The 18,612-nt window shown below is 66.9% G+C and carries 18 protein-coding genes; 5 read left to right on the forward strand and 13 right to left on the reverse strand.

The window, feature by feature from the left end; genetic code table 11:
• Positions 1-118 precede the first annotated feature (118 nt).
• Together ACIBW7_RS15430 and ACIBW7_RS15435 are read left to right on the forward strand one after the other, a co-directional pair.
• Complete coding sequence (locus ACIBW7_RS15430; protein ID WP_397046870.1) at positions 119-1,444, forward strand: alpha/beta-hydrolase family protein; 1,326 nt, start codon at positions 119-121, stop codon at positions 1,442-1,444.
• Between the two features lie 60 nt (positions 1,445-1,504).
• On the forward strand, positions 1,505-1,951 hold the full coding sequence (locus ACIBW7_RS15435) for an SRPBCC family protein (protein ID WP_397046871.1): 447 nt from the start codon (positions 1,505-1,507) through the stop codon (positions 1,949-1,951).
• Positions 1,952-2,162: 211 nt separating this feature from the next.
• Here ACIBW7_RS15435 and ACIBW7_RS15440 read toward each other — a convergent pair whose 3' ends face one another.
• Positions 2,163-2,750 (reverse strand): TetR/AcrR family transcriptional regulator, encoded by a 588-nt coding sequence (locus tag ACIBW7_RS15440; RefSeq protein WP_397046872.1) that lies wholly within the window; start codon positions 2,748-2,750, stop codon positions 2,163-2,165.
• A 108-nt stretch (positions 2,751-2,858) separates the two neighbouring features.
• Here ACIBW7_RS15440 and ACIBW7_RS15445 point away from each other — a divergent pair, with 108 nt between their 5' ends.
• Positions 2,859-3,704 carry an SDR family NAD(P)-dependent oxidoreductase gene (locus ACIBW7_RS15445; protein ID WP_397046873.1) on the forward strand — a complete coding sequence of 282 codons (846 nt, stop codon included), beginning with the start codon at positions 2,859-2,861 and terminating at the stop codon, positions 3,702-3,704.
• Between the two features lie 68 nt (positions 3,705-3,772).
• On the opposite strand, the gene gatA is transcribed toward ACIBW7_RS15445, so the two are convergent.
• Together gatA and gatC are read right to left on the reverse strand one after the other, a co-directional pair.
• Complete coding sequence (gene gatA / locus ACIBW7_RS15450) at positions 3,773-5,248, reverse strand: Asp-tRNA(Asn)/Glu-tRNA(Gln) amidotransferase subunit GatA (protein ID WP_397046874.1); 1,476 nt, start codon at positions 5,246-5,248, stop codon at positions 3,773-3,775.
• Positions 5,245-5,544 (reverse strand): Asp-tRNA(Asn)/Glu-tRNA(Gln) amidotransferase subunit GatC, encoded by a 300-nt coding sequence (gene gatC / locus ACIBW7_RS15455; RefSeq protein ID WP_040693716.1) that lies wholly within the window; start codon positions 5,542-5,544, stop codon positions 5,245-5,247. Before gatC ends, gatA begins: the two co-directional genes overlap by 4 nt.
• Positions 5,545-5,805: 261 nt before the next feature.
• Between gatC and ACIBW7_RS15460 the strand changes: the two genes are divergently transcribed.
• On the forward strand, positions 5,806-6,456 hold the full coding sequence (locus ACIBW7_RS15460; RefSeq protein WP_364357815.1) for an amino acid-binding protein: 651 nt from the start codon (positions 5,806-5,808) through the stop codon (positions 6,454-6,456).
• A 64-nt stretch (positions 6,457-6,520) separates the two neighbouring features.
• Here the strand turns inward: ACIBW7_RS15460 and ACIBW7_RS15465 are convergent, their stop codons facing one another.
• The 3 genes from ACIBW7_RS15465 to ACIBW7_RS15475 form a co-directional block, all read right to left on the reverse strand.
• The gene (locus ACIBW7_RS15465) at positions 6,521-7,030 is read right to left on the reverse strand and encodes a GNAT family N-acetyltransferase (protein WP_397046875.1); all 510 of its coding nucleotides are present in this window, start codon (positions 7,028-7,030) and stop codon (positions 6,521-6,523) included.
• Between the two features lie 96 nt (positions 7,031-7,126).
• Positions 7,127-7,471, reverse strand: a complete 345-nt coding sequence (locus tag ACIBW7_RS15470) for a hypothetical protein (protein WP_397046876.1) — start codon at positions 7,469-7,471, stop codon at positions 7,127-7,129.
• A gap of 402 nt (positions 7,472-7,873) precedes the next feature.
• On the reverse strand, positions 7,874-9,118 hold the full coding sequence (locus ACIBW7_RS15475) for an ATP/GTP-binding protein (RefSeq protein ID WP_397046877.1): 1,245 nt from the start codon (positions 9,116-9,118) through the stop codon (positions 7,874-7,876).
• Positions 9,119-9,292: 174 nt separating this feature from the next.
• Here ACIBW7_RS15475 and ACIBW7_RS15480 point away from each other — a divergent pair, with 174 nt between their 5' ends.
• On the forward strand, positions 9,293-9,658 hold the full coding sequence (locus tag ACIBW7_RS15480) for a hypothetical protein (RefSeq protein ID WP_397046878.1): 366 nt from the start codon (positions 9,293-9,295) through the stop codon (positions 9,656-9,658).
• Here ACIBW7_RS15480 and ACIBW7_RS15485 read toward each other — a convergent pair.
• The 7 genes from ACIBW7_RS15485 to ACIBW7_RS15515 form a co-directional block, all read right to left on the reverse strand.
• Positions 9,645-10,736: an S-adenosylmethionine:tRNA ribosyltransferase-isomerase gene (locus ACIBW7_RS15485; protein WP_397046879.1), complete on the reverse strand. Its 1,092-nt coding sequence runs from the start codon at positions 10,734-10,736 to the stop codon at positions 9,645-9,647. The two genes, ACIBW7_RS15480 and ACIBW7_RS15485, sit on opposite strands and share 14 nt — an antisense overlap.
• Entirely contained in the window at positions 10,733-11,431 is a 699-nt protein-coding gene (locus ACIBW7_RS15490) for an SDR family NAD(P)-dependent oxidoreductase (RefSeq protein WP_397046880.1), read from the reverse strand. Before ACIBW7_RS15490 ends, ACIBW7_RS15485 begins: the two co-directional genes overlap by 4 nt.
• A gap of 84 nt (positions 11,432-11,515) precedes the next feature.
• A complete protein-coding gene (ligA, locus tag ACIBW7_RS15495) occupies positions 11,516-13,630 on the reverse strand; it encodes an NAD-dependent DNA ligase LigA (RefSeq protein WP_397046881.1) in 2,115 nt (704 codons plus the stop codon).
• A gap of 62 nt (positions 13,631-13,692) precedes the next feature.
• Positions 13,693-14,874: an FAD-dependent oxidoreductase gene (locus ACIBW7_RS15500; protein ID WP_397046882.1), complete on the reverse strand. Its 1,182-nt coding sequence runs from the start codon at positions 14,872-14,874 to the stop codon at positions 13,693-13,695.
• Between the two features lie 150 nt (positions 14,875-15,024).
• A complete protein-coding gene (locus tag ACIBW7_RS15505; RefSeq protein ID WP_397047086.1) occupies positions 15,025-16,077 on the reverse strand; it encodes a methionine synthase in 1,053 nt (350 codons plus the stop codon).
• A gap of 112 nt (positions 16,078-16,189) precedes the next feature.
• On the reverse strand, positions 16,190-17,311 hold the full coding sequence (gene mnmA / locus ACIBW7_RS15510) for a tRNA 2-thiouridine(34) synthase MnmA (protein ID WP_397046883.1): 1,122 nt from the start codon (positions 17,309-17,311) through the stop codon (positions 16,190-16,192).
• Positions 17,311-18,537, reverse strand: a complete 1,227-nt coding sequence (locus ACIBW7_RS15515; RefSeq protein WP_397046884.1) for a cysteine desulfurase family protein — start codon at positions 18,535-18,537, stop codon at positions 17,311-17,313. Before ACIBW7_RS15515 ends, mnmA begins: the two co-directional genes overlap by 1 nt.
• Positions 18,538-18,612: the final 75 nt, after the last annotated feature.

Raw genomic sequence — 18,612 nt, forward strand, 5'->3', positions numbered from 1 at the left:
GACCGCGACCAGACCGATTTCTACCCGGAATGATTCGGTCGCATCGCCCAGCCCGAGCATTTCACCTGGACCGGGGAATCGCTGGAAGGCGCTCGTCACCGAAGGGTTTCGCTGGGCTGTGCGGCCGCGAATCGGCACGACGCTCGGAATCGGTCTCGGCACATCGATATCCCTGGCCCCCAGCCTGCTTCCGCGCACACCGAGCGCCCAGGCGATGTTGACCGGGCTGCTCGCCGCAGTTGCGCTGGCCGTTGCGGGGGTTGTTCGATTTGCGTTGCGACGCTCGGATTTCGATATCAACCGCCGGATGGATCGATTCCGCACGCCGTTGCTCGGTTCGGCGGTGCTCGCGGTTGTCGGGATGGTCGTGCAGGCAACCCATTGGCAGAACCGGCTGCGTACGGCGATGGATACGGCGCTGATCGGTCCGGACTATTGGCTGCGCTGGGCGCTCGTATCGGTCGCGATCGTGGGGGTTGTCACCGGAATCGCCCGCGCAACTGGATGGTTCGCGCGAAAGCTGGGTTCGGCGCGCAGTGTCGCCGTGGGGGTGGTGGCGGTGTCGGTGCTCTACCTTGTCGGGGTACCCGCGGCGGTTGATTGGCGACGCAGTGCCTATGCCGCCGCCAATGCGACGATCGATCCCGCACTGGTGCAACCGGTTTCGTATGATCTGTCCGGGAGCGCCGAATCTGCGGTCAGCTGGCCTTCATTGGGCGCGGAGGGACGCAAGTTCGTCACCGGTTCGCCCGCCGGACCGATCCGGGTGTACGTCGGACTCGACTCCGCACCCGATCTCGATTCCCGGGTGGCCCTGGCTATTCGAGAGCTGGAACGGTCCGGCGGATTCGAGCGGTCGAATATCGTGCTCGCGGTGCCGACCGGGTCCGGATGGATCGATGCGAATGCGGTTCGCGGGTTCTACGAACGCTTCGGCGGTGATGTCGCACTCGTCGGGATGCAGTACTCCTACGCCCCCAGCTGGGTGACCTTCGTCTTCGGGCGCGACGATGCGGTCGCGTATGCACGAGCGCTGTTCGATGCCGTGGCGCGCCGCATCGACATGCTCGACCACAAGCCCAAGCTCTACGTCTACGGGCAGAGCCTCGGCGCGCTCGGCGGGAGCTCGATATTCGCCGACGACGCCGACCAGGACCGTCGGACCTGCGCGGCGCTCTGGGCGGGCCCACCCGCCGGTCAGGTGCATCGGGCGGGCGCGACGGTATTGGCCAACAGCTCGGATCCGGTGGTGCATTGGTCGCCGTCGCTGCTGTGGCGCGCACCCGAGCTCCGCGGCGTTCGGGTGGATGCCCCTGTGCCACAATGGCTTCCGGTGGTGAGCTTCCTGCAGACCAGCGCGGATCTGCTCGCCGCGCTGAACGCGCCGCCGGGCCACGGCCACCGCTACGGCACCGATCAGGGCACCGCCATGGGCGCCTGCTGACCCGCGACTTTCCTGCTGAGAGGCTTGATCAGCTATAGAACATGTTCTAATTTGCTAACCATGCCCTTTGTCATCGATGCCACCGTCGAAATCGACGCCCCCGCCGAACTGGTGTGGCAGGTGATCACCGACCTGCCCCGCTACGGCGAGTGGAACCCCTTCTGCATCGAATGCCGCAGCACCCTCGTCCCCGGCGAACCGATCGATATGCTGGTCGCGGTCTCCGGCTCCAGCCCGCGCCGCCAGCGCGAATGGATGGTCTCACACACCCCGGGCACCGAACTCAGCTACTCGATGAAGCCGGTCCCCCTCGGTGCCCTGCACAGCCTGCGCTCACACCGAGTCACCGCACTCGGCCCCGACCGCACCCGCTACGAATCCCACTTCGAACTCGGCGGCTGGCTGCGCCCCCTGGTAGTAGCCGCCCTCGGCAAAAACCTCCAACGCGGCTTCGCCGGCATGACCGAAGGCATCCAAAAACAATCCGAATCCCTCCGCGCCCACTGACGACCTCGCCGATCCCGAAGTCCCAGCGCGACTACCGCCCCCTCCCGAGCACATCGCACGACGACATGCCGTCCGACGTGCCACGTCCGGAACACGAACGCGTGCGGGAGCAAATGCGTCGACTCGACCGGGCCTCCCCCCGGCGGAGGGCAGTCTCGCCTTGCAGGCGGTTCACCTTCGGGTGATCTTCTTCGTGCTCGCGATCATCGAGTCAGGGCGCGAGGTGGGCCAGTGCTGCTTCGAGGGTGGCATCGACATAGGAGTCGGTAAGACCGGGAAGGCCCACCGACCAGCGGGATTGGATCGGGCCGAGGAGCAGATCGATGGCAAGGTCCGAATCGAGATCGGAGCGCAACTGCCCGGCTCGGACGGCAGCCGATAGGCGCTCGGCGATGGCGGCACGCTGTGGCAGCAGGAGTCGCGCACGGTAGGCGTTGGCGAGTTCCTGATCCTGTTGGATCTCGATGTACATCGCGCGCAGGAAGGCCTCGAAACTCGGATCGGTGAGCTCGGCGATCGCGCCGCGGAGCAGTTCGCGCAGGTCCGCGCGGATATCGCCGGTATCGGGAAGGACGAGACCGTCCGGGCCCGAATAGAGTTCGAGCATCGCGTCGAACACGACGGCCCCCTTCGACGGCCACCAACGGTAGATCGTCTGCTTGCCGACCCCGGCGCGGGATGCGATGGCCTCGACGCTCAACTTCGCGTAGGGCAGCTCACGGATCAGTTCGGCGGCGGCAGCGAGGATCGCCGCGCGCGCACGTTCGCTGCGCCTGGCTGCGCTGGGTGTTTCGGCCATGACGAGACTGTACCAATAACGAGACGAAACGTCTCGTCTTGACAAGACAGGATTCGATTGGCATGGTCATCAAACGAGACGGAGCGTCTCGCGACGAAAGGATCGACAATGACCAGAACCTGGTTCATCACCGGTGCTAACCGCGGGCTGGGGCGGGCGTTCACACTCGCCGCGCTCGCCGGTGGCGACCGTGTTGTCGCGACCGCCCGCGACCCGCGATCGATGGCCGATATCGACGACGGACGATTGACGGTGCTGCCCTTGGATGTTCGCGACCGCGACCGCGCGATCGCCACGGTGGACAAGGCATTCGCGAGCGCGGGCAGTATCGATGTGATCGTGAACAACGCCGGATACGGTCTGGTCGGTGCGGTCGAGGAACTGACCGAAGCCGAGATCCGCGCCCAGATGGATACCAATTTCTATGGCGCGCTGTGGGTTTCACAGGCCGCAGTGCCGCATCTGCGCAAGCAGGGCTCGGGGCATATCGTGCAGATCTCGACCGTCGGCGCGGTCGGCAGCCTGCCGCTGTTCAGCATGTACAACGCAAGCAAATGGGCGCTCGAGGGATTCGGCGCGTCACTCGCGGATGAGTTGCGGCCCTTCGGAATTCACGTCACGCTGGCACAGCTCGGCGGTTTCGATACCGATTGGGCGAAGTCGAGCATGAAGTTCGCGACGGCGCTCCCGGCGTACGACGAACTGCGCACAGGCATCCTGGGCATGCCGGACTATCCGGACCCGACCGCTCCGCCGCCGGAGGCGGATGCCGAGCCCGAGTGGGTGGAAGCAGCCCCGGAAGTAGCTGCGGCGGAACTGATCGCGCTCGTGAACATGCCGAACCCACCGGTGCGCAAGGTAATCGGCCCCGGGGCGCACCAAATGGTCGCGCTGGCATTGGATCAGCGACGCCAGGACTACCTCAGCGACCCCGAGTTCGTCTGGCCCGCGTAAGGATGTCCTGAGCGCCCACTCCGATCCCGCGGATTGCGTGTGGGAGTGGGCGCTCAGGCCAATACTTCTTACGCGACCGGCCCCCGCGCGGCCTCATACGCCGCACCGACGCGGTAGAGCCGATCATCGGCAAGCGCGGGAGCCATGATCTGCAGACCCACCGGCATCCCATCGTCCTTGCTCAATCCGGACGGCACCGACATCGCCGGATGCCCCGCCAGGTTCGTGGGCAGGGTGCACAGGTCGGAGAGGTACATCGCCAGCGGATCGTCGACCTTCTCACCCAGCTTCCACGGGGTGAAGGGGCTGGTCGGGGAGACCAGGACGTCGACCTGCTCGTAGGCCTTGTCGAAGTCGCGGGCGATCAGCGTGCGCACCTTGAGCGCCTGACCGTAGTAGGCGTCGTAGTACCCGGCCGACAGCGCGTAGGTGCCGATCATGATGCGGCGCTTGACTTCCGGGCCGAATCCGGCGGCGCGGGTCGCGGCCATGACCTGCTCCGCGCTGTGGTTGCCGTCGTCGGCGACGCGCAGTCCGTAGCGCATGGCGTCGAAGCGCGCGAGGTTCGAGGACACCTCGCTCGGCAGGATCAGATAGTAGGAGGCGAGCGCGTATTCGAAGTGCGGACAAGACACTTCGACGACCTCGGCGCCCAAATCCTTCAGCACACCGACCGCCGCATCGAAGGACGCGATGACGCCCGGCTGGTAGCTGTCGGAGTGCAGTTCCTTCACCACACCGACTTTCACGCCGCGCAGATCGCCCGTGGCGCCCTGGCGTGCCGCGGCGACCACCGGCGGCACCGGCACGTCGCGGGAGGTGGAGTCGCGCGGGTCGTATCCGGCGACCACCTCGTGCAGCAGCGCGGTATCGAGGACGGTGCGACCGCACGGACCACCCTGATCCAGCGAGGACGCACACGCGACCAGACCGAACCGGGAGACCGTGCCGTAGGTCGGCTTGGTGCCGACGGTCGCGGTCACCGCGGCGGGCTGCCGAATCGACCCACCGGTATCGGTGCCGATCGCCAGCGGCGCCTGATGCGAAGCCAGTGCGGCCGCCGAGCCACCACCCGAACCACCCGGAATCCTGGTGGTATCCCACGGATTTCGGGTCGGACCGAAGGCCGAGTTCTCGGTGGAGGAGCCCATCGCGAACTCGTCCATGTTGGTCTTGCCGAGGATCGGGATGCCCGCGGCGCGCAACCGGCTGGTCAGCGTCGCGTCGTACGGTGCGACCCAGCCCTCGAGAATCTTCGAGGCACATGTGGTCGGCATATCCGTGGTCGTGAAAACGTCCTTGAGCGCCAACGGAACTCCGGCCAGCGGCGAGGCGGGCGCATCGCCCGCGGCGAGCGCGGCGTCCACCGCGGCGGCTGCGCTGAGCGCCTCGTTGCCGGCCACATGCAGGAATGCGTGGTACTCACCGTCGACGGTGGCGATCCGATCCAGATGCGCCTGGGTGACCTCCACCGAGGTCACCTCACGGCCATGGATCTTCGCCGCCAACTCGGCAGCGGGCAGCGTGGTCAGGTCGTCGGTCATTCGCCCTCTCCCAGGATCTGCGGGACCAGGAACCGCTGGTCCTCGACCGCGGGGGCACCCGAGAGCGCCTCGTCCGGGGTGAGGCACGGGATGACCTGATCCGGACGCGTCACATTGGTCGCCGGATTCGGCGACGCGGTCGCCGGCACATCGGCGGCGGCGACCTCGGAGATGGTCCGCACGTGACTCAGGATCGAATCCAACTGACCGGCGAACTGATCCAGTTCGGCTTCGGACAGGGCGAGCCTGGACAGCCGGGCGAGGTGTGCGACCTCGTCGCGGGAGATGGCGGGCACCGCGGACCCCTTTCGGCATGGTTGAGCTTGGTGAACGGCCAACGAACAGCCTAGCGACTCCCCACTCCACAACTTTCACAGGAGCCGCGCATGCAACGACACACCCCTCCGGCTAGCGTGACACGCCGCTTCCGCGCGAATTCGCACTGTGGCATCCGTCACTGGCCGCACTTCGAGTCGATAACCGGGACTTGTGGGTGTAAGTATTGCGTGACCCGGGTATTCGTTTCAGAGCCTCGGCCGCCAAGGAAAGGAACGCGCGTGTCTTACCTGCTCCGCGTGCAACTTCCGGATCGACCGGGAAGCCTGGGTGCGCTCGCGCTCGCACTGGGCTCCGTCGGCGCCGACATCCTCTCCCTCGACGTGGTCGAACGGGGTGCGGGATACGCGGTCGACGATCTCGTGGTCGAGGTGCCGCAGGGTGCGCTACCGGATACCTTGATCACCGCCGCCGAATCGATCGGCGATGTGCACGTGGACTCCATCCGCCCGTATTCCGGTGTGCTGGATACCCATCGCGAACTCGAACTGATCGATCAGGTCGCCAGTGCGCGCGACGATCGGCTGCAGGTGCTCGTCGACGGAGTGCCGCGAGTGCTGCGCGTCGGCTGGAGCACCATCATCGATATGGGGCCGCAGGGTGCCTATCGCCTGGTCGGCAGCCAGAGTGCGCCGCAGACGCAGGCTGGTTCGGCGCCGTGGATGCCGTTGGAGAAGCCCGCCGTCCTGGATCCCGAGGCCGACTGGGTGCCGCAGATCTGGCGCGATATGGACACCAAGCTGGCCGCCGCGCCGCTCGGAAATACCGGCAAGGTGCTGCTGCTCGGGCGTCCCGGTGGGCCCGACTTTCGCCCGTCCGAGGTGGCACGGCTCGGTTACCTCGCGGGGATCGTCGCGACCGCATTGGGCTGAGGACGCCCGAATTCTGACCGCGCAGGTCGCCGCTCGGCCGACACCGGTCGGTGCTGTCGGATATTCAGGCTGGGAGATCCAGCCTCAGCACCGACAGCCATTCGCCCGCATCGGTCTTCCAATCCCGCTCCGGCGCAGGGACGAAACCGAATCGGTCATAGATCCGCCGTGCGTCGACCATGGCGGGCATCGTGGTAAGCACCACGGCGGCAAAGGATTCGGCCTGTGCGGTCTCGATGACGGTGCGCACCAACGCCGTTCCCGCACCTAGCCCGCGCGCCGACTTCGACACGGCGAGCATCCGGAACTCCAGCTCCCCCGGTCGGGCGATCTCCGCGTAAGGCGTTCCCGGCCGAGCTACCGCCAGCGAACCGACCACCCGATCGTCGTGCACGGCGACCAGCACCTGCGCCGCACCCGCGCGATGGGTGATATCGGCGAGTTCGGTCACATACGGGCTGCCGGGACGCACATAGCCCTCCCCGACATACACCTCGACCGTCAGGTCACCGACGGCGTCGTATTCGTCCGGACGAGCGTCGCGAACGACGACCTGGGAGTCCTGCACATCCATACCGGCATCCTCCCACCGCCCGAGCGGCCCCTCCCGAACAACCCGGTCGGTCGACCGGATTCGCCGCGGAGGCCGCCGACTCGACATCGACGTCGGTCAGGAACCGAGCCCAGGACGGGCGTCCGGGTGCGAGATCTGCCAGCGTTCCGGTTTGCCGGACGGGTAGACGACCGGGATCAGATCCCCGATGGCAGGCCAGTTGTTCACATCCCACACCAGACGGCCGTACACCACGGTGCCGGGCACCGACGGACCGGTCAGATTGCCGGTAATGGTCACGTACTGCTCGCCGGTCGCGTCGGGCCGCGGGCTCACCCCGGTGACATACAGCGTCCCCGACTCCGGATTCGACAGCCGGACACCGTTGCGCCCACGCAGGTAGAGCATGACCATCGCCACCAGCGCGCCGACCATGATCACCAGCATCGCGAACTGCACCATGGCACCCATGCTATTGGTCCAGGCGTACATACCGAGGCACTGCTGGGCACGGCAGCAACCGAGTCCGGCGCAGCACACTCACCGCATCGCGACCTGCACCATGCGACCCACGCCGGGTCCGGACACCCATACCGCGACGCCGCTGTGCACGACGGCAACCAACGCCAACGCAGCACACCCGCCGACAGCCAGAACGCACCCCCGACCCACGCTCGGTCCGGGCAGGCAAACACGCGATTGGCACGGCGGCAAGCGAGTCCGGCGCAGGCGCTCACCGGCATCGCGAATTGCACCATGCCACCGGCAATTGGTCCGGGCAGGCAAACCGCGGCACTGTTGGGCACCGCAGCGCCGCATGCTCACCGGCAGCGACCGATGGCCTCATGTGGGCGATGCCACGGACTACAGCGAGGCGAGCTCGCTGGTGCCGTGATCGGTGCGGCGGATCTGCCAGACCGCGGTGCGGGTGCGCTGGGAGCGACCGTTCGCGCGATCGATCAGCGACCGATTGTTCGTGGTGAAGATCAGTTGCGCGCCACGGGAATTGGTCTCCGGATTCTGGAAGAGCTGAATCAGCCGATCGGTCTCCTCGACCGGCAGGTGCGCGCCGATATCGTCGATCGCGAGCACCCGGCCGGAGTCCAGTGCGTCGAGCATGGTCGGGAGCAAGCGCAGCATCGAGAGGGTGGCGGCGGATTCGTCGGTGATATCGAAGGCGGAGTCGATGCCGGCGTGCACCAGTCCGAGGCCGACGCCGCGACGCTCGACCATCCGGGTGTAGAGGGCATCGCGCGCGGCCTTCAGATTGGTCAGCTCGCGTTCGAGCATGATCTCGGTGATGCCGTTCTCCCGCAGCAACTGGTCAGCATGCGCCGGTGAGGTCGCACACAACTCCACCTGTTTGCCGGTCCCCGCGATATCGGCGTCGAGTTCGCGCAGGTAGTCCGCGTACATCGGGTCCGGCTCGGCGATCAGCAGATCGGCGATGCCGAGTTCGGCGGTGCGCAGCAACATGAGCAGCCGCACCGCATGGTCCGGGGCCGCGGAAAGATGACTGCCGAGGCGATGTGCGACCGCCGTCGCATCCGTCGCGCCGTGCTGCACCTCGAGCATCGCGGAGAACCACCGATACGCGGGCACCAGCGCCTCGGCATACATCTGCCCGGCGAGACTGAGCAGCAACGCATTCGGCCGCACCAGCGGCAACAATGCGGCGATACCGTAGCGCGCGGCCTCGAACATCGGCCCGATCTTGATCTGCTCGCCGTTGCGCTCGAACACGATTCGCTTGCGCGAGCGCGGATGCGTGTAGAGCCACTCGGCCGTCACATCCGCGTTGTCCAGCCGGAACCCGTAGGTGTACGGCACACCCTCCGCGACGAAGCTCGCCACGAATTCCGAAGGGCGATCCGGGAATCCGCGATGCGGCGCGCGCACCGGTCCCGCGTAAGGATCCCAGCCGGTCACCGAATGCAACACCGCATCGCGCATCTGCCCCAGCGCGTCGATCAGGCTCGTCTTGCCCGCGGCACTCGCACCGTGCACCGCCGTCACCGGCACCGCGACCGGTCCGCTCCCCCGGCTCAAACGCAAGTCCTGCCGTTCGGCCAGCGATCTGTGATTCGTCACCTGAAAACTGCGCAGCATCCCGCCATCCTGTCGGTTCACCCGCCGGACCGCGACACCGCATCCGCGTCACGGCCGCGACAGGCACCGCCCGCGGTGCTTCCGCCGGACAAATGCGCACGTCACGCGTTATCATGCAGGCGCCGCGGCTACCCGCTGGCATCTGCCGGAAATGTACTGATGAGGGATTCAACGATGGAACTGACGATTAGTCGTCTAGTGGCCCGCAGCTCCGTCGCGGCCGCGCTCGCGCTCGGCCCGCTGGTCGTGCTCGGACCGCCGCAAGCTGCCGCCGAGGCGCCCTGTCCGGACGGTACCGCCCGGATCTTCTTCCACGACGAGACCAACACCTGCCAGAGTGGCGGCACCTACAGCTTCGACGGCTCGCCCGCGCTCGTGAAGGTGTGCTCGGTGGGCAAGGTCCAGGTCATCGTCGACACCACCATCCAGAAGAGCCGGACCAAGACCAGGAACGCCCACCTCGATCTCAGCGACGGTAAGTGCGGCCGGATCGAGGTCGGTGGCCAGCTCGACTCCACCGTGAGCATCAGCCCCTCCTAGCGCCGGGACCGAAGAGCAACGCGCTGTCACCGAACTCGTGCCAGAGATATCCGGTATCGAGTGCGGTCGCATACGCCTCGTGGACGGTGGCCTCGCCCGCGACCGCAACGAGTAGCTCCAGATGCGATGCGCCGGGCGCGTGCCAGCCGGTAATGATGCCGTCGACCACCCGGGCGGGGTGTCGCGGACCGAGGACCAGTTCGGTCCACCCCCGGGCCGGATGCACGCTTCCGTTGTGATCGGCGGTGGTCTCCAACGCTCGCGTCACCGTGGTGCCGACCGCGATGACGCGCCCGCCCGCCGCCTTGGTGTCGTTCACCAGACGTGCGGTCGTCGCCGATACAGCGAACCGCTCCGGGCTCGGGGGTTCGCCCGCCTCGGGCGAGGAGACCCCGGTGTGCAGGGTGATCGGCGCGATCGCGACGCCTGAAGTCACCAGGTCGAGCACCAGCCTTTGCGTGAACGGACGTGCCGCACTGGGCATTTCGGCGCTGCCCGGGATCCGGCCGAAGACGGTCGCGTAGTACGAAGGCGACCAACGTTGTGGCACATACGAATAGGTGATCGGATAGCCGTGGGTCGCCAGCAGCCAGGTGGGATCGGCGCTGAGTTCGGCGATCCAGAGTCGGCGTGCACTCGGTAGCCAGGGTTCACGCAGGGTGGCGGCGGCCCCCTCCGGCAGCTGAATCTCATTGCCCGGGTGGAGGTCACGCGGATAGGGCGTGCGCTCGCGGGTGCGCACCTCGACTACCCACAGTCCGTCGCAACCGCCGAAGGTGTCCGGTGGCCCGCTCGCACCGTCGACGGGTGCGTTGAGCCAGGTGGACAGATGCAGCGTGACCGGCATGCCGTCGAGGGTGCCGTCGACCGCCGCGGCCAGTGTCGCCGAATTGTTCACCACCACAAGGTCACCCGCGTGCAGATGCTGTGGGAGTTCACGGAAGGTGTTGTGGGTGAGGCGATCCGCCGCCACCAGCATCCGTACCTCGTCGCGAGCCAGTCCGCGCGCCTCCGGCGGAACGGCGGCATTTCGCTCGGGTGGCAGCACATCGGGCCATTCATTCAGCGCGGTGGTCATCTACCGACCCCCGCGGCGAAATCGGCGGCGGTATAGCGGTCGTTCTTGGGTCGCTGCTCGATCAAGCGCAGCAGCGCGGGCACGACTGTCTCGGGCTCGGGACGATCGGAGATATCGTCGCCGGGAAATGCCGCCTGATGCATTTCGGTGCGCATATCGCCGGGATCGAAGGAGTAGATCGACAGCTCCGGATGTTCGGCGGCCAGGATGGCGGTGAGTTGATCCAGGGCAGCCTTCGACGAGCCGTAGCCGCCCCAGTCCGGATACGGTTCGACGCCCGCATCGGAGCTGATATTCACCGCGACACCATCCGGATCGAGCAGTGGCAGCGCGAACTGCAGGACCGCGAGCGGGGCAATGACATTGGTCCGATACACCAGCTCGAGCTGATCGAGCGGATAGTTCGCCAGTCGCGGCATCGGACTGGGCCCGAGCCTGCTCGCATTGTTCACGAGCAGGTCGAGATGTCCGAATTCGCCCGCGACCTCGGCCAGCTCGGCGCGGTGCGCCGGATCGGTGATATCGCCCGGCACGGCCAAAAAGGCTTCGCCGAGTTCGGCCGCCGCCCGGGCCAGCCGGTCGGCGCGGCGGGCGGTGCCGATCACCCGCCAGCCGCGCCCGATGAGCGAGCGCGCAAGAGCCAGACCGAATCCCGCCGAAGCACCGGTGATCAGAGCGGTAGAGCGGTGAGTCATATCGAATCTCCTGATAGTTACCTACCAGTCGATCGTCATACCTGAAGCCAGGTTCAGGTCAAGGAGTATTCGCCGGCGGCATATCTACTCCTCGGCTTCGGCATCCTCGGCGGCCGTCTCCGGCGTGACCGCCGCCGGACCCTGCTCGAGCAGCTTGCGGAATCCGTCCTCGTCGAGGATCGGCACACCGAGTTCCTCCGCCTTGTCGGCCTTGGAGCCCGGCGAATCACCGATCACCACGAATGCCGTCTTCTTCGAGACCGAGCCCGCGGCCTTACCGCCGCGCACCAGGATCGCCTCCTTGGCGCCGTCGCGGGAAAACCCTTCCAGCGATCCGGTTACCACGATCGATAGACCCTCGAGGGTGCGCTCGATGGACTCGTCGCGTTCATCGGCCATCCGCACGCCCGCGGCACGCCACTTGTCGACGATCGCGCGATGCCAATCGACGGTGAACCATTCGGCGACCGCGGCGGCAATGGTCGGACCGACACCGTCGGCGGCGGCCAGTTCCTCGACCGCAGCGTCCTGGATCCGATCGAGACTGCCGAATTCCCTGGCCAGCACCCGCGCCGCGGTAGGCCCGACGTGCCGGATGGACAACCCGACCAGTACCCGCCACAGCGGCCGATTCTTGGCGGTCTGCAAGTTCTCCAGCAGTCGCTTGCCATTGGCGGACAGGCCGCCGTCCTTATTGGCGAACAGCGTGGTGGTCAGCAGTCGCGCCTCGTCGAGGTCGAACAGATCGCCCTCGTCGGTGATCGCGCTCGACTTCAGCAGATCATTGGCGGCCTCGTAGCCCAGCGATTCGATATCGAACGCACCGCGACCGGCCACATGGAACACCCGCTCCCGCAGCTGCGCCGGACAGAACTGCTGGTTGGGACAGCGGATATCGGCGTCGCCCTCCTTCTGCGGCGCCAGCTCGGTGCCGCATTCCGGACAGTGCGTCGGCATGACGAATTCGCGCTCGTCGCCGGTGCGTGCGTCGACCACCGGGCCGAGCACCTCCGGAATCACGTCACCGGCCTTGCGGATGGTGACGGTGTCGCCGATGAGCACGCCCTTGCGCTTGACCTCGGAGGCATTGTGCAGGGTGGCCATGGCGACCGTGGAGCCCGCGATGGAGACCGGTTCCATTACCGCGAACGGGGTGACCCGGCCGGTGCGCCCGACGTTCACCTCGATATTCAGCAGCTTGGTCGTGGCCTCTTCGGGCGGATACTTGTAGGCGATTGCCCAGCGCGGGGCGCGTGAGGTCGAGCCGAGCCTGCGCTGCAGCGCCATCTCGTCGACCTTGATCACCTGGCCGTCGATTTCGTGCTCGATATCGTGACGGTGCTCGCCCCAATAGTTGACGCGCTCGATCACCGCATCGATACCCTGCACCAGTTTGGTGTGTTCGGAGACCGGCAGACCCCATGCGGCGAGCGCGCGGTAGGCCTCGTGCTGTGAGTTCGGGGTGTAGCCCTCCATGCGTCCGAAGCCGTGGCAGATCATCCGCAGCCGCCGCCGCGCGGTGACCGCCGGATCTTTCTGGCGCAGCGAACCCGCCGCGGTATTGCGCGGATTCGCATACGGCGGTTTGCCCTCGGCCACGATCGCCGCGTTGAGGGTCTCGAAATCCGCCAGCCGGAAGTAGACCTCGCCGCGCACCTCGAGCAGCTCCGGGATCGGGAACTCCGCGGTCGCGGTCAGCTCGCCCGGAATGTCCTCGATGGTGCGCGCGTTGAGCGTGACGTCCTCACCGGTGCGGCCGTCGCCGCGGGTCGCGCCGCGCACCAACCGCCCCTTCTCGTACACCAGGTTCAGTGCGACACCGTCGATCTTCACCTCGCACAGATAGTGCAGATTCGACCCGGTCTCGGCTTCGACCCGGCCGGCCCAAGTGCGCAGCTCGTCGAAGTCGAAGACATTGTCCAGCGACAGCATTCGCTCGAGGTGGTCCACGGCGGTGAAATCCGTCGCGAATCCGCCGCCGACCAGCTGGGTCGGCGAATCGGGCGTGCGCAGATCCGGATGTGCGTCCTCGAGCGCCTGCAGTTGCCGCAGCAGCTTGTCGAACTCACCGTCGGAGATGATGGGCGCGTCCCGCACGTAGTACCGGAACTGGTGCTCCCGAACCTCGTCCGCAAGCCGCTGCCACTCCACCCGCTGCTCCGCCGTAGCCGGCTCCGCCGCAATGTCGCTGTCACTCACCCAACGCACACTAGTCGAGCCCACCGACAAGTCATCGCCACATTCCCGCACGTCGCGGCGGACTATCCGGGCAGCGGATCCTGTCCGAGGTGACGTTGCCCGTCGATAGCGCCCGCCCGCACCGCCGCGAATCCGTAGTCGATCATCTCCGTCTCGTACGCGCGCAATGCGGCGATCGGATCGCCGCTCGCGCGAGCCTCGGTCAGGGCGACGGTCAACCGAGCCGCATCGCGCAGTGCCGTACACGCACCGGAACCCGCCGCCGGACTCATCGCATGGATCGCATCGCCGAGCAGGGTGACGCGGGTGGTCGGCCACGGGTCGATCGGCACGCTGGTGCGCAGTGGCAGCGCGAACAGTGAATCCGGTCGGCAGTGCGCGACGATCTCGCGAACCCGCGGATGCCAGTCCCGGGTCGCGGCAGTCATGATGGCGTGCAATTTTGCGCCGTTCGCCGCACGCAGCGCTTCCCCCGAATCGGCGAACCATTCCCGCCGCGCGCCGAAAGAGCATGTCATGTAGTCGGATAACGGCAGCAGCGTAAGGCCTGCCATCGCGCCGGCCTGCTGCGGCGGCACGGGAAACTCGACCGGCGCGACGCCGAGGTAGGTGCGCTCCGGACCGGTGACAGCGGTGAAGACGCCGAACATATCGTCCTCGAACAGATCCCGTGTGCGGTCGGTGAGTGGCATCGCGCCGTACAGCTGGCGCACCCCGGTGTCGACGATCCGCGCGTGCGGCAGGTATTGCTGTCGCACAGCGGAATTCACGCCGTCTGCGGCGACCAGGACATCACCGTCTGCGCGGCCGCCGTCCGCAAAATGTGCGACGACTCGGCCGTCTCGCTGAATCTCGTAGCTCCGCAACTCTTTTCCGAATTCGACAGCGTCCTCGATACCCGCGAACAGCAGTTGACGCAGTACCAGCCGGTCGACCGCCAGGGAAACCGCCGCCGGATCATCCTCCACCTGGGTGAATACCCGTTCGAGTCGATGATTCAGCGCGGTGAACCGGGGATTCGGCAGTCCGGCGGTGGCCTGGAACACCCGAAATAGCTGCGGCGGCAGCAACCGAACCAGGGCATCCCTGCCGTGGCTGTCGATATGCAGCCGATAGCCCTGCCGACGGACGGTCAGCGCAGAATCCCGTTCGTAGACAACGACTTCGATACCTGCTTGTCGTAGACCCTGAGCCAGGCCGAGGCCACCGAGGCCGGCCCCGACGACGACTACTCGAAAACCCATGACGCTCCCTTCGCGCACAACAACGGAAGGGACGCACAGGTCGCACCTTGCAGTGCGGTGTGAAGCGGAAGGCTGACCGGACTAACCCATACCGGCCCGTGGTCTTCGCGCGTCCGCACCTACGACGATAGCAATCGGCGGCACCGCACGTCAGGAGAAGTCCAGGGACTCCGGCTCTTCGGCGAAGGCGCGGGCTACTTCGGTGGAGAGGCGGAGGGCTCGGCGGGCCCATTCGAGTGGCGCACCGCCCAGCCCGCAGGCGGGGGCGACCAGGATCTGGGAGGCCAGGACGGTGCGACGCAGGCCGAGGCGGTCGACGAGGCGGACTCCGGGTTCGGCGATATCGCGCCAGGTCGGGAGTATGCCGGGTGGCGTGACCGGAACGAGGCCGAGAACCAATTGTTTTCCCGCGTCGAGGGTTTCGCCGATATCGTCGAGTCCGCGAGTGGTGATGGTGGCCATATCGAAGCCGATTGCGGTGGCCGCACTGCCGCGAAGGAAGGATAGGGCGGGCGCGTCGGCGCAGGTGTGGATCAGTACTGGGACGGCCTGGGCGGTGATGACCGCGTCCAGCACCGCGAGTGCCTCCGGTTCGGGGACCTCGCGCACCGTGTTGAGCACGCTGACGCCGCGCAGAGAGCCGTTCAGCACATCGGTCAGTGATGGTTCATCCAGTTGCAGAACGACTTCCGCGCCGAGACGTTTGCGGACCTCGTCCACGTGCTGGGCCAGACCTTCGGCCAGTGATTCCGAAATATCGCGCACCGCACCGGAATCGGTGAGGACCCGGTGTCCGACGGGGAGTTCGAGTTGGGCCGCGAGGCTCAGCGGTCCGGTGGCCTGCAGTTTGACCGTACCTACCGAACCCGTTGTCGCCCAGGCCTCTTCGAGTGCGTCCAGATCCGACCTGAGCAGATCGTGCGCACGCCGCGAGACCGCACCGGGCCGGGATGCCAGCCGATAACCCCGCGTGGTGGTGTCGAATCGCATATCCACCAGGAGTGCCGAGATGCGCCCGATCATGTCCGAACCCACACCGCGCCCGGGCAATTCGACCAGATGCGGCAGATCCGGCAACTCACCGATGATCGTGGCCGCAGCCTCCCGCGGATCCGTACCCGGCCAGGAACCGACGGCGGTCGCGATCCCGCCCGCAATCCGCACGGGTTCCTTCGCCGGGATTTCGCCTGATTCCTTGGCGATTTCACTCACTGCGTTGCCCCTATGCGGGGTATGCACCCCATCGTGTGGTGGAACCCGGTCTGTGCCGGGACGAAGCGATCTCGCTTGCCGCGCCGCCCGATGTCGGCGTCACTCACTGCCTTGTGCTCGCGCCCGCGCTACTCACAGAATCCGACGCATCGCGCGCGGTGCCGGTGATGGTGCCGCTGCCGATCACCTGATCTCCCAACGTATCCGGGCGATACAGCACAACGGCCTGGCCGCGGGCGACACCGGTCAGCGGCTCGCGCAGTCGCACAATCAGCCCGTCGCCGACCGCCTCGGCCACGGCCGGTGCGGTACCACCGTGTGCGCGCACCTGCGCCACGCACTCGATCGGGCCCTCGGGCGCCGCGCCGGAGGTCCAGATGGCGCGATCGGCCGCTACGGTCCACACCTGCAGATCCTCGGCCGAGCCGACGCGGACGGTGCCGGAGTCGGGATCGATCTCGGTGACATAGCGCGGCTTACCATCGGCGGCCGGGCCCGGCAGTCCGAGCCCCTTGCGCTGACCGATCGTGAACCCGTGCACGCCTTCGTGATTCGCGAGCACCTGCCCGTCGGAGTCGACGACCGCACCCGGCCGGATGCCGATCTTCGCGCCGAGGAAGGCCTGGGTGTCACCGGACGGGATGAAGCAGATGTCATGGCTGTCGGGCTTATTCGCCACCGCGAGCCCGCGCTCGGCGGCCTCGGCGCGGATCTGCGGCTTAGGGGTGTCGCCCACCGGGAACATGGCCCGCGACAGCTGCTGCGCGGTCAGCACCGCGAGCACATAGGACTGGTCCTTGTCGGCATCGACGGCACGGCGCAGCACACCTTCCTCGAGCCGCGCGTAATGGCCGGTGACCACGGCATCGAAGCCGAGGGCCACCGCACGGTCGGCGAGGGCGGAGAACTTGATCTTCTCGTTGCAACGCAGACAAGGATTCGGGGTTTCACCCGCGGCGTAGGCGGCGACGAAATCGTCGATCACGTCTTCCTTGAAGCGGTCCGCGAAATCCCAGACATAGAAGGGGATTCCGAGCACGTCGGCGGCCCGCCGGGCGTCGCCCGCATCCTCCTTCGAGCAGCAACCGCGCGAACCGGTGCGCAGGGTGCCCGGTGTCGCGGACAGCGCCAGATGTACGCCGACCACCTCGTGACCAGCGTCGACGGCACGTGCCGCCGCCACAGCCGAATCCACACCACCACTCATCGCGGCGAGAACCCGCATCAGACACCTCCCTTCGCACCGGCCAGACCCGCGGCCATGGCCCTTTCCACAATCTGGGGCAAGACATTCAGCACCGCGTCCACATCGGCGCGAGTCGAGGTGTGCCCCAACGAAAAGCGCAGTGAACCGCGGGCCTGCCACGGCTGCACGCCCATGGCGATCAACACATGACTCGGGGTGGCCACACCCGCATTGCAGGCCGACCCGGTAGAGCATTCGATCCCGGCCGCGTCCAACAGCATCAGCAGCGAATCACCTTCGCAGCCAGGAAAAGTGAAGTGCACATTGCCCGGCAACCGACGCGTACCGTCCGGACCGCTCAGCACCGCATCCGGAACCGCATCGCGGATGCCCTTGATCAGCTCGTCCCGCAGCGCTGTCAATTCCTTTGTGCGCGTCGGTAACTCGGTCACCGTGTAGTTCAGTGCGGTGGCGAGTCCGACCGCCGCGGCGGTATCGGAGGTCCCGGAGCGCAGATCGCGCTCGTGCCCGCCGCCGTGCAGGAGCGGCACACACGGCACCTGCCTGCCGAGCAGCAGCACGCCGACACCATGCGGTCCACCGACCTTGTGCCCGGCGAAACTCGCGGCCGAAAGCCCACTCGCCGCGAAATCGATCGGCAGCTGCGCGGCGGCCTGGATCGCGTCACTGTGCATGGGCACGCCGAATTCCTGTGCCACCGCGGCCAATTCGACGATCGGCGCAATGGTGCCGACCTCGTTATTGGCCCACATGATGGACACCAGTGCGACCTCGTCGATATGTTCGGCCAGCGCCGCCCGCAGCACCCGCGGCGACACCACACCGTCGGAGTCGACCGGCAGCCAGGTCACCTGCGCGCCCTCGTGCTGCTCCAGCCACTCGACGGCATCGATGACGGCATGATGTTCGGTCGAACCCGCGATAATCCTGGTCCGGCGCGGTTCGGCATCATGGCGGGCCCAGTAGATGCCCTTGATCGCCAGATTGTCGCTCTCGGTCCCGCCGGAGGTGAAAATCACCTCCGATGGCCGGGCGCCCAGATCGGCGGCGATCGACTCGCGTGCCTCCTCCAGCATCCGCCGGGCCGCACGTCCCGAACCGTGCAGTGAGGAGGCATTGCCCGCCATCCCGAGGGCAGCCGTCATCGCCTCGATCGCGGCAGGCACCATCGGAGTGGTCGCCGCATGATCGAGGTAGACCGTCTGGGGCGCCCCATGGACCGGACCCGCAAAAGCCGACTTCATGACCGTCAAAGCCTATCCCACCGTTGACCTGCACATCTTCGGGGTATCCCGTCGCATTCGCCGATTTGTCCGCGA

This window comes from Nocardia sp. NPDC049526 (assembly GCF_044465765.1).
Lineage (GTDB): Bacteria > Actinomycetota > Actinomycetes > Mycobacteriales > Mycobacteriaceae > Nocardia.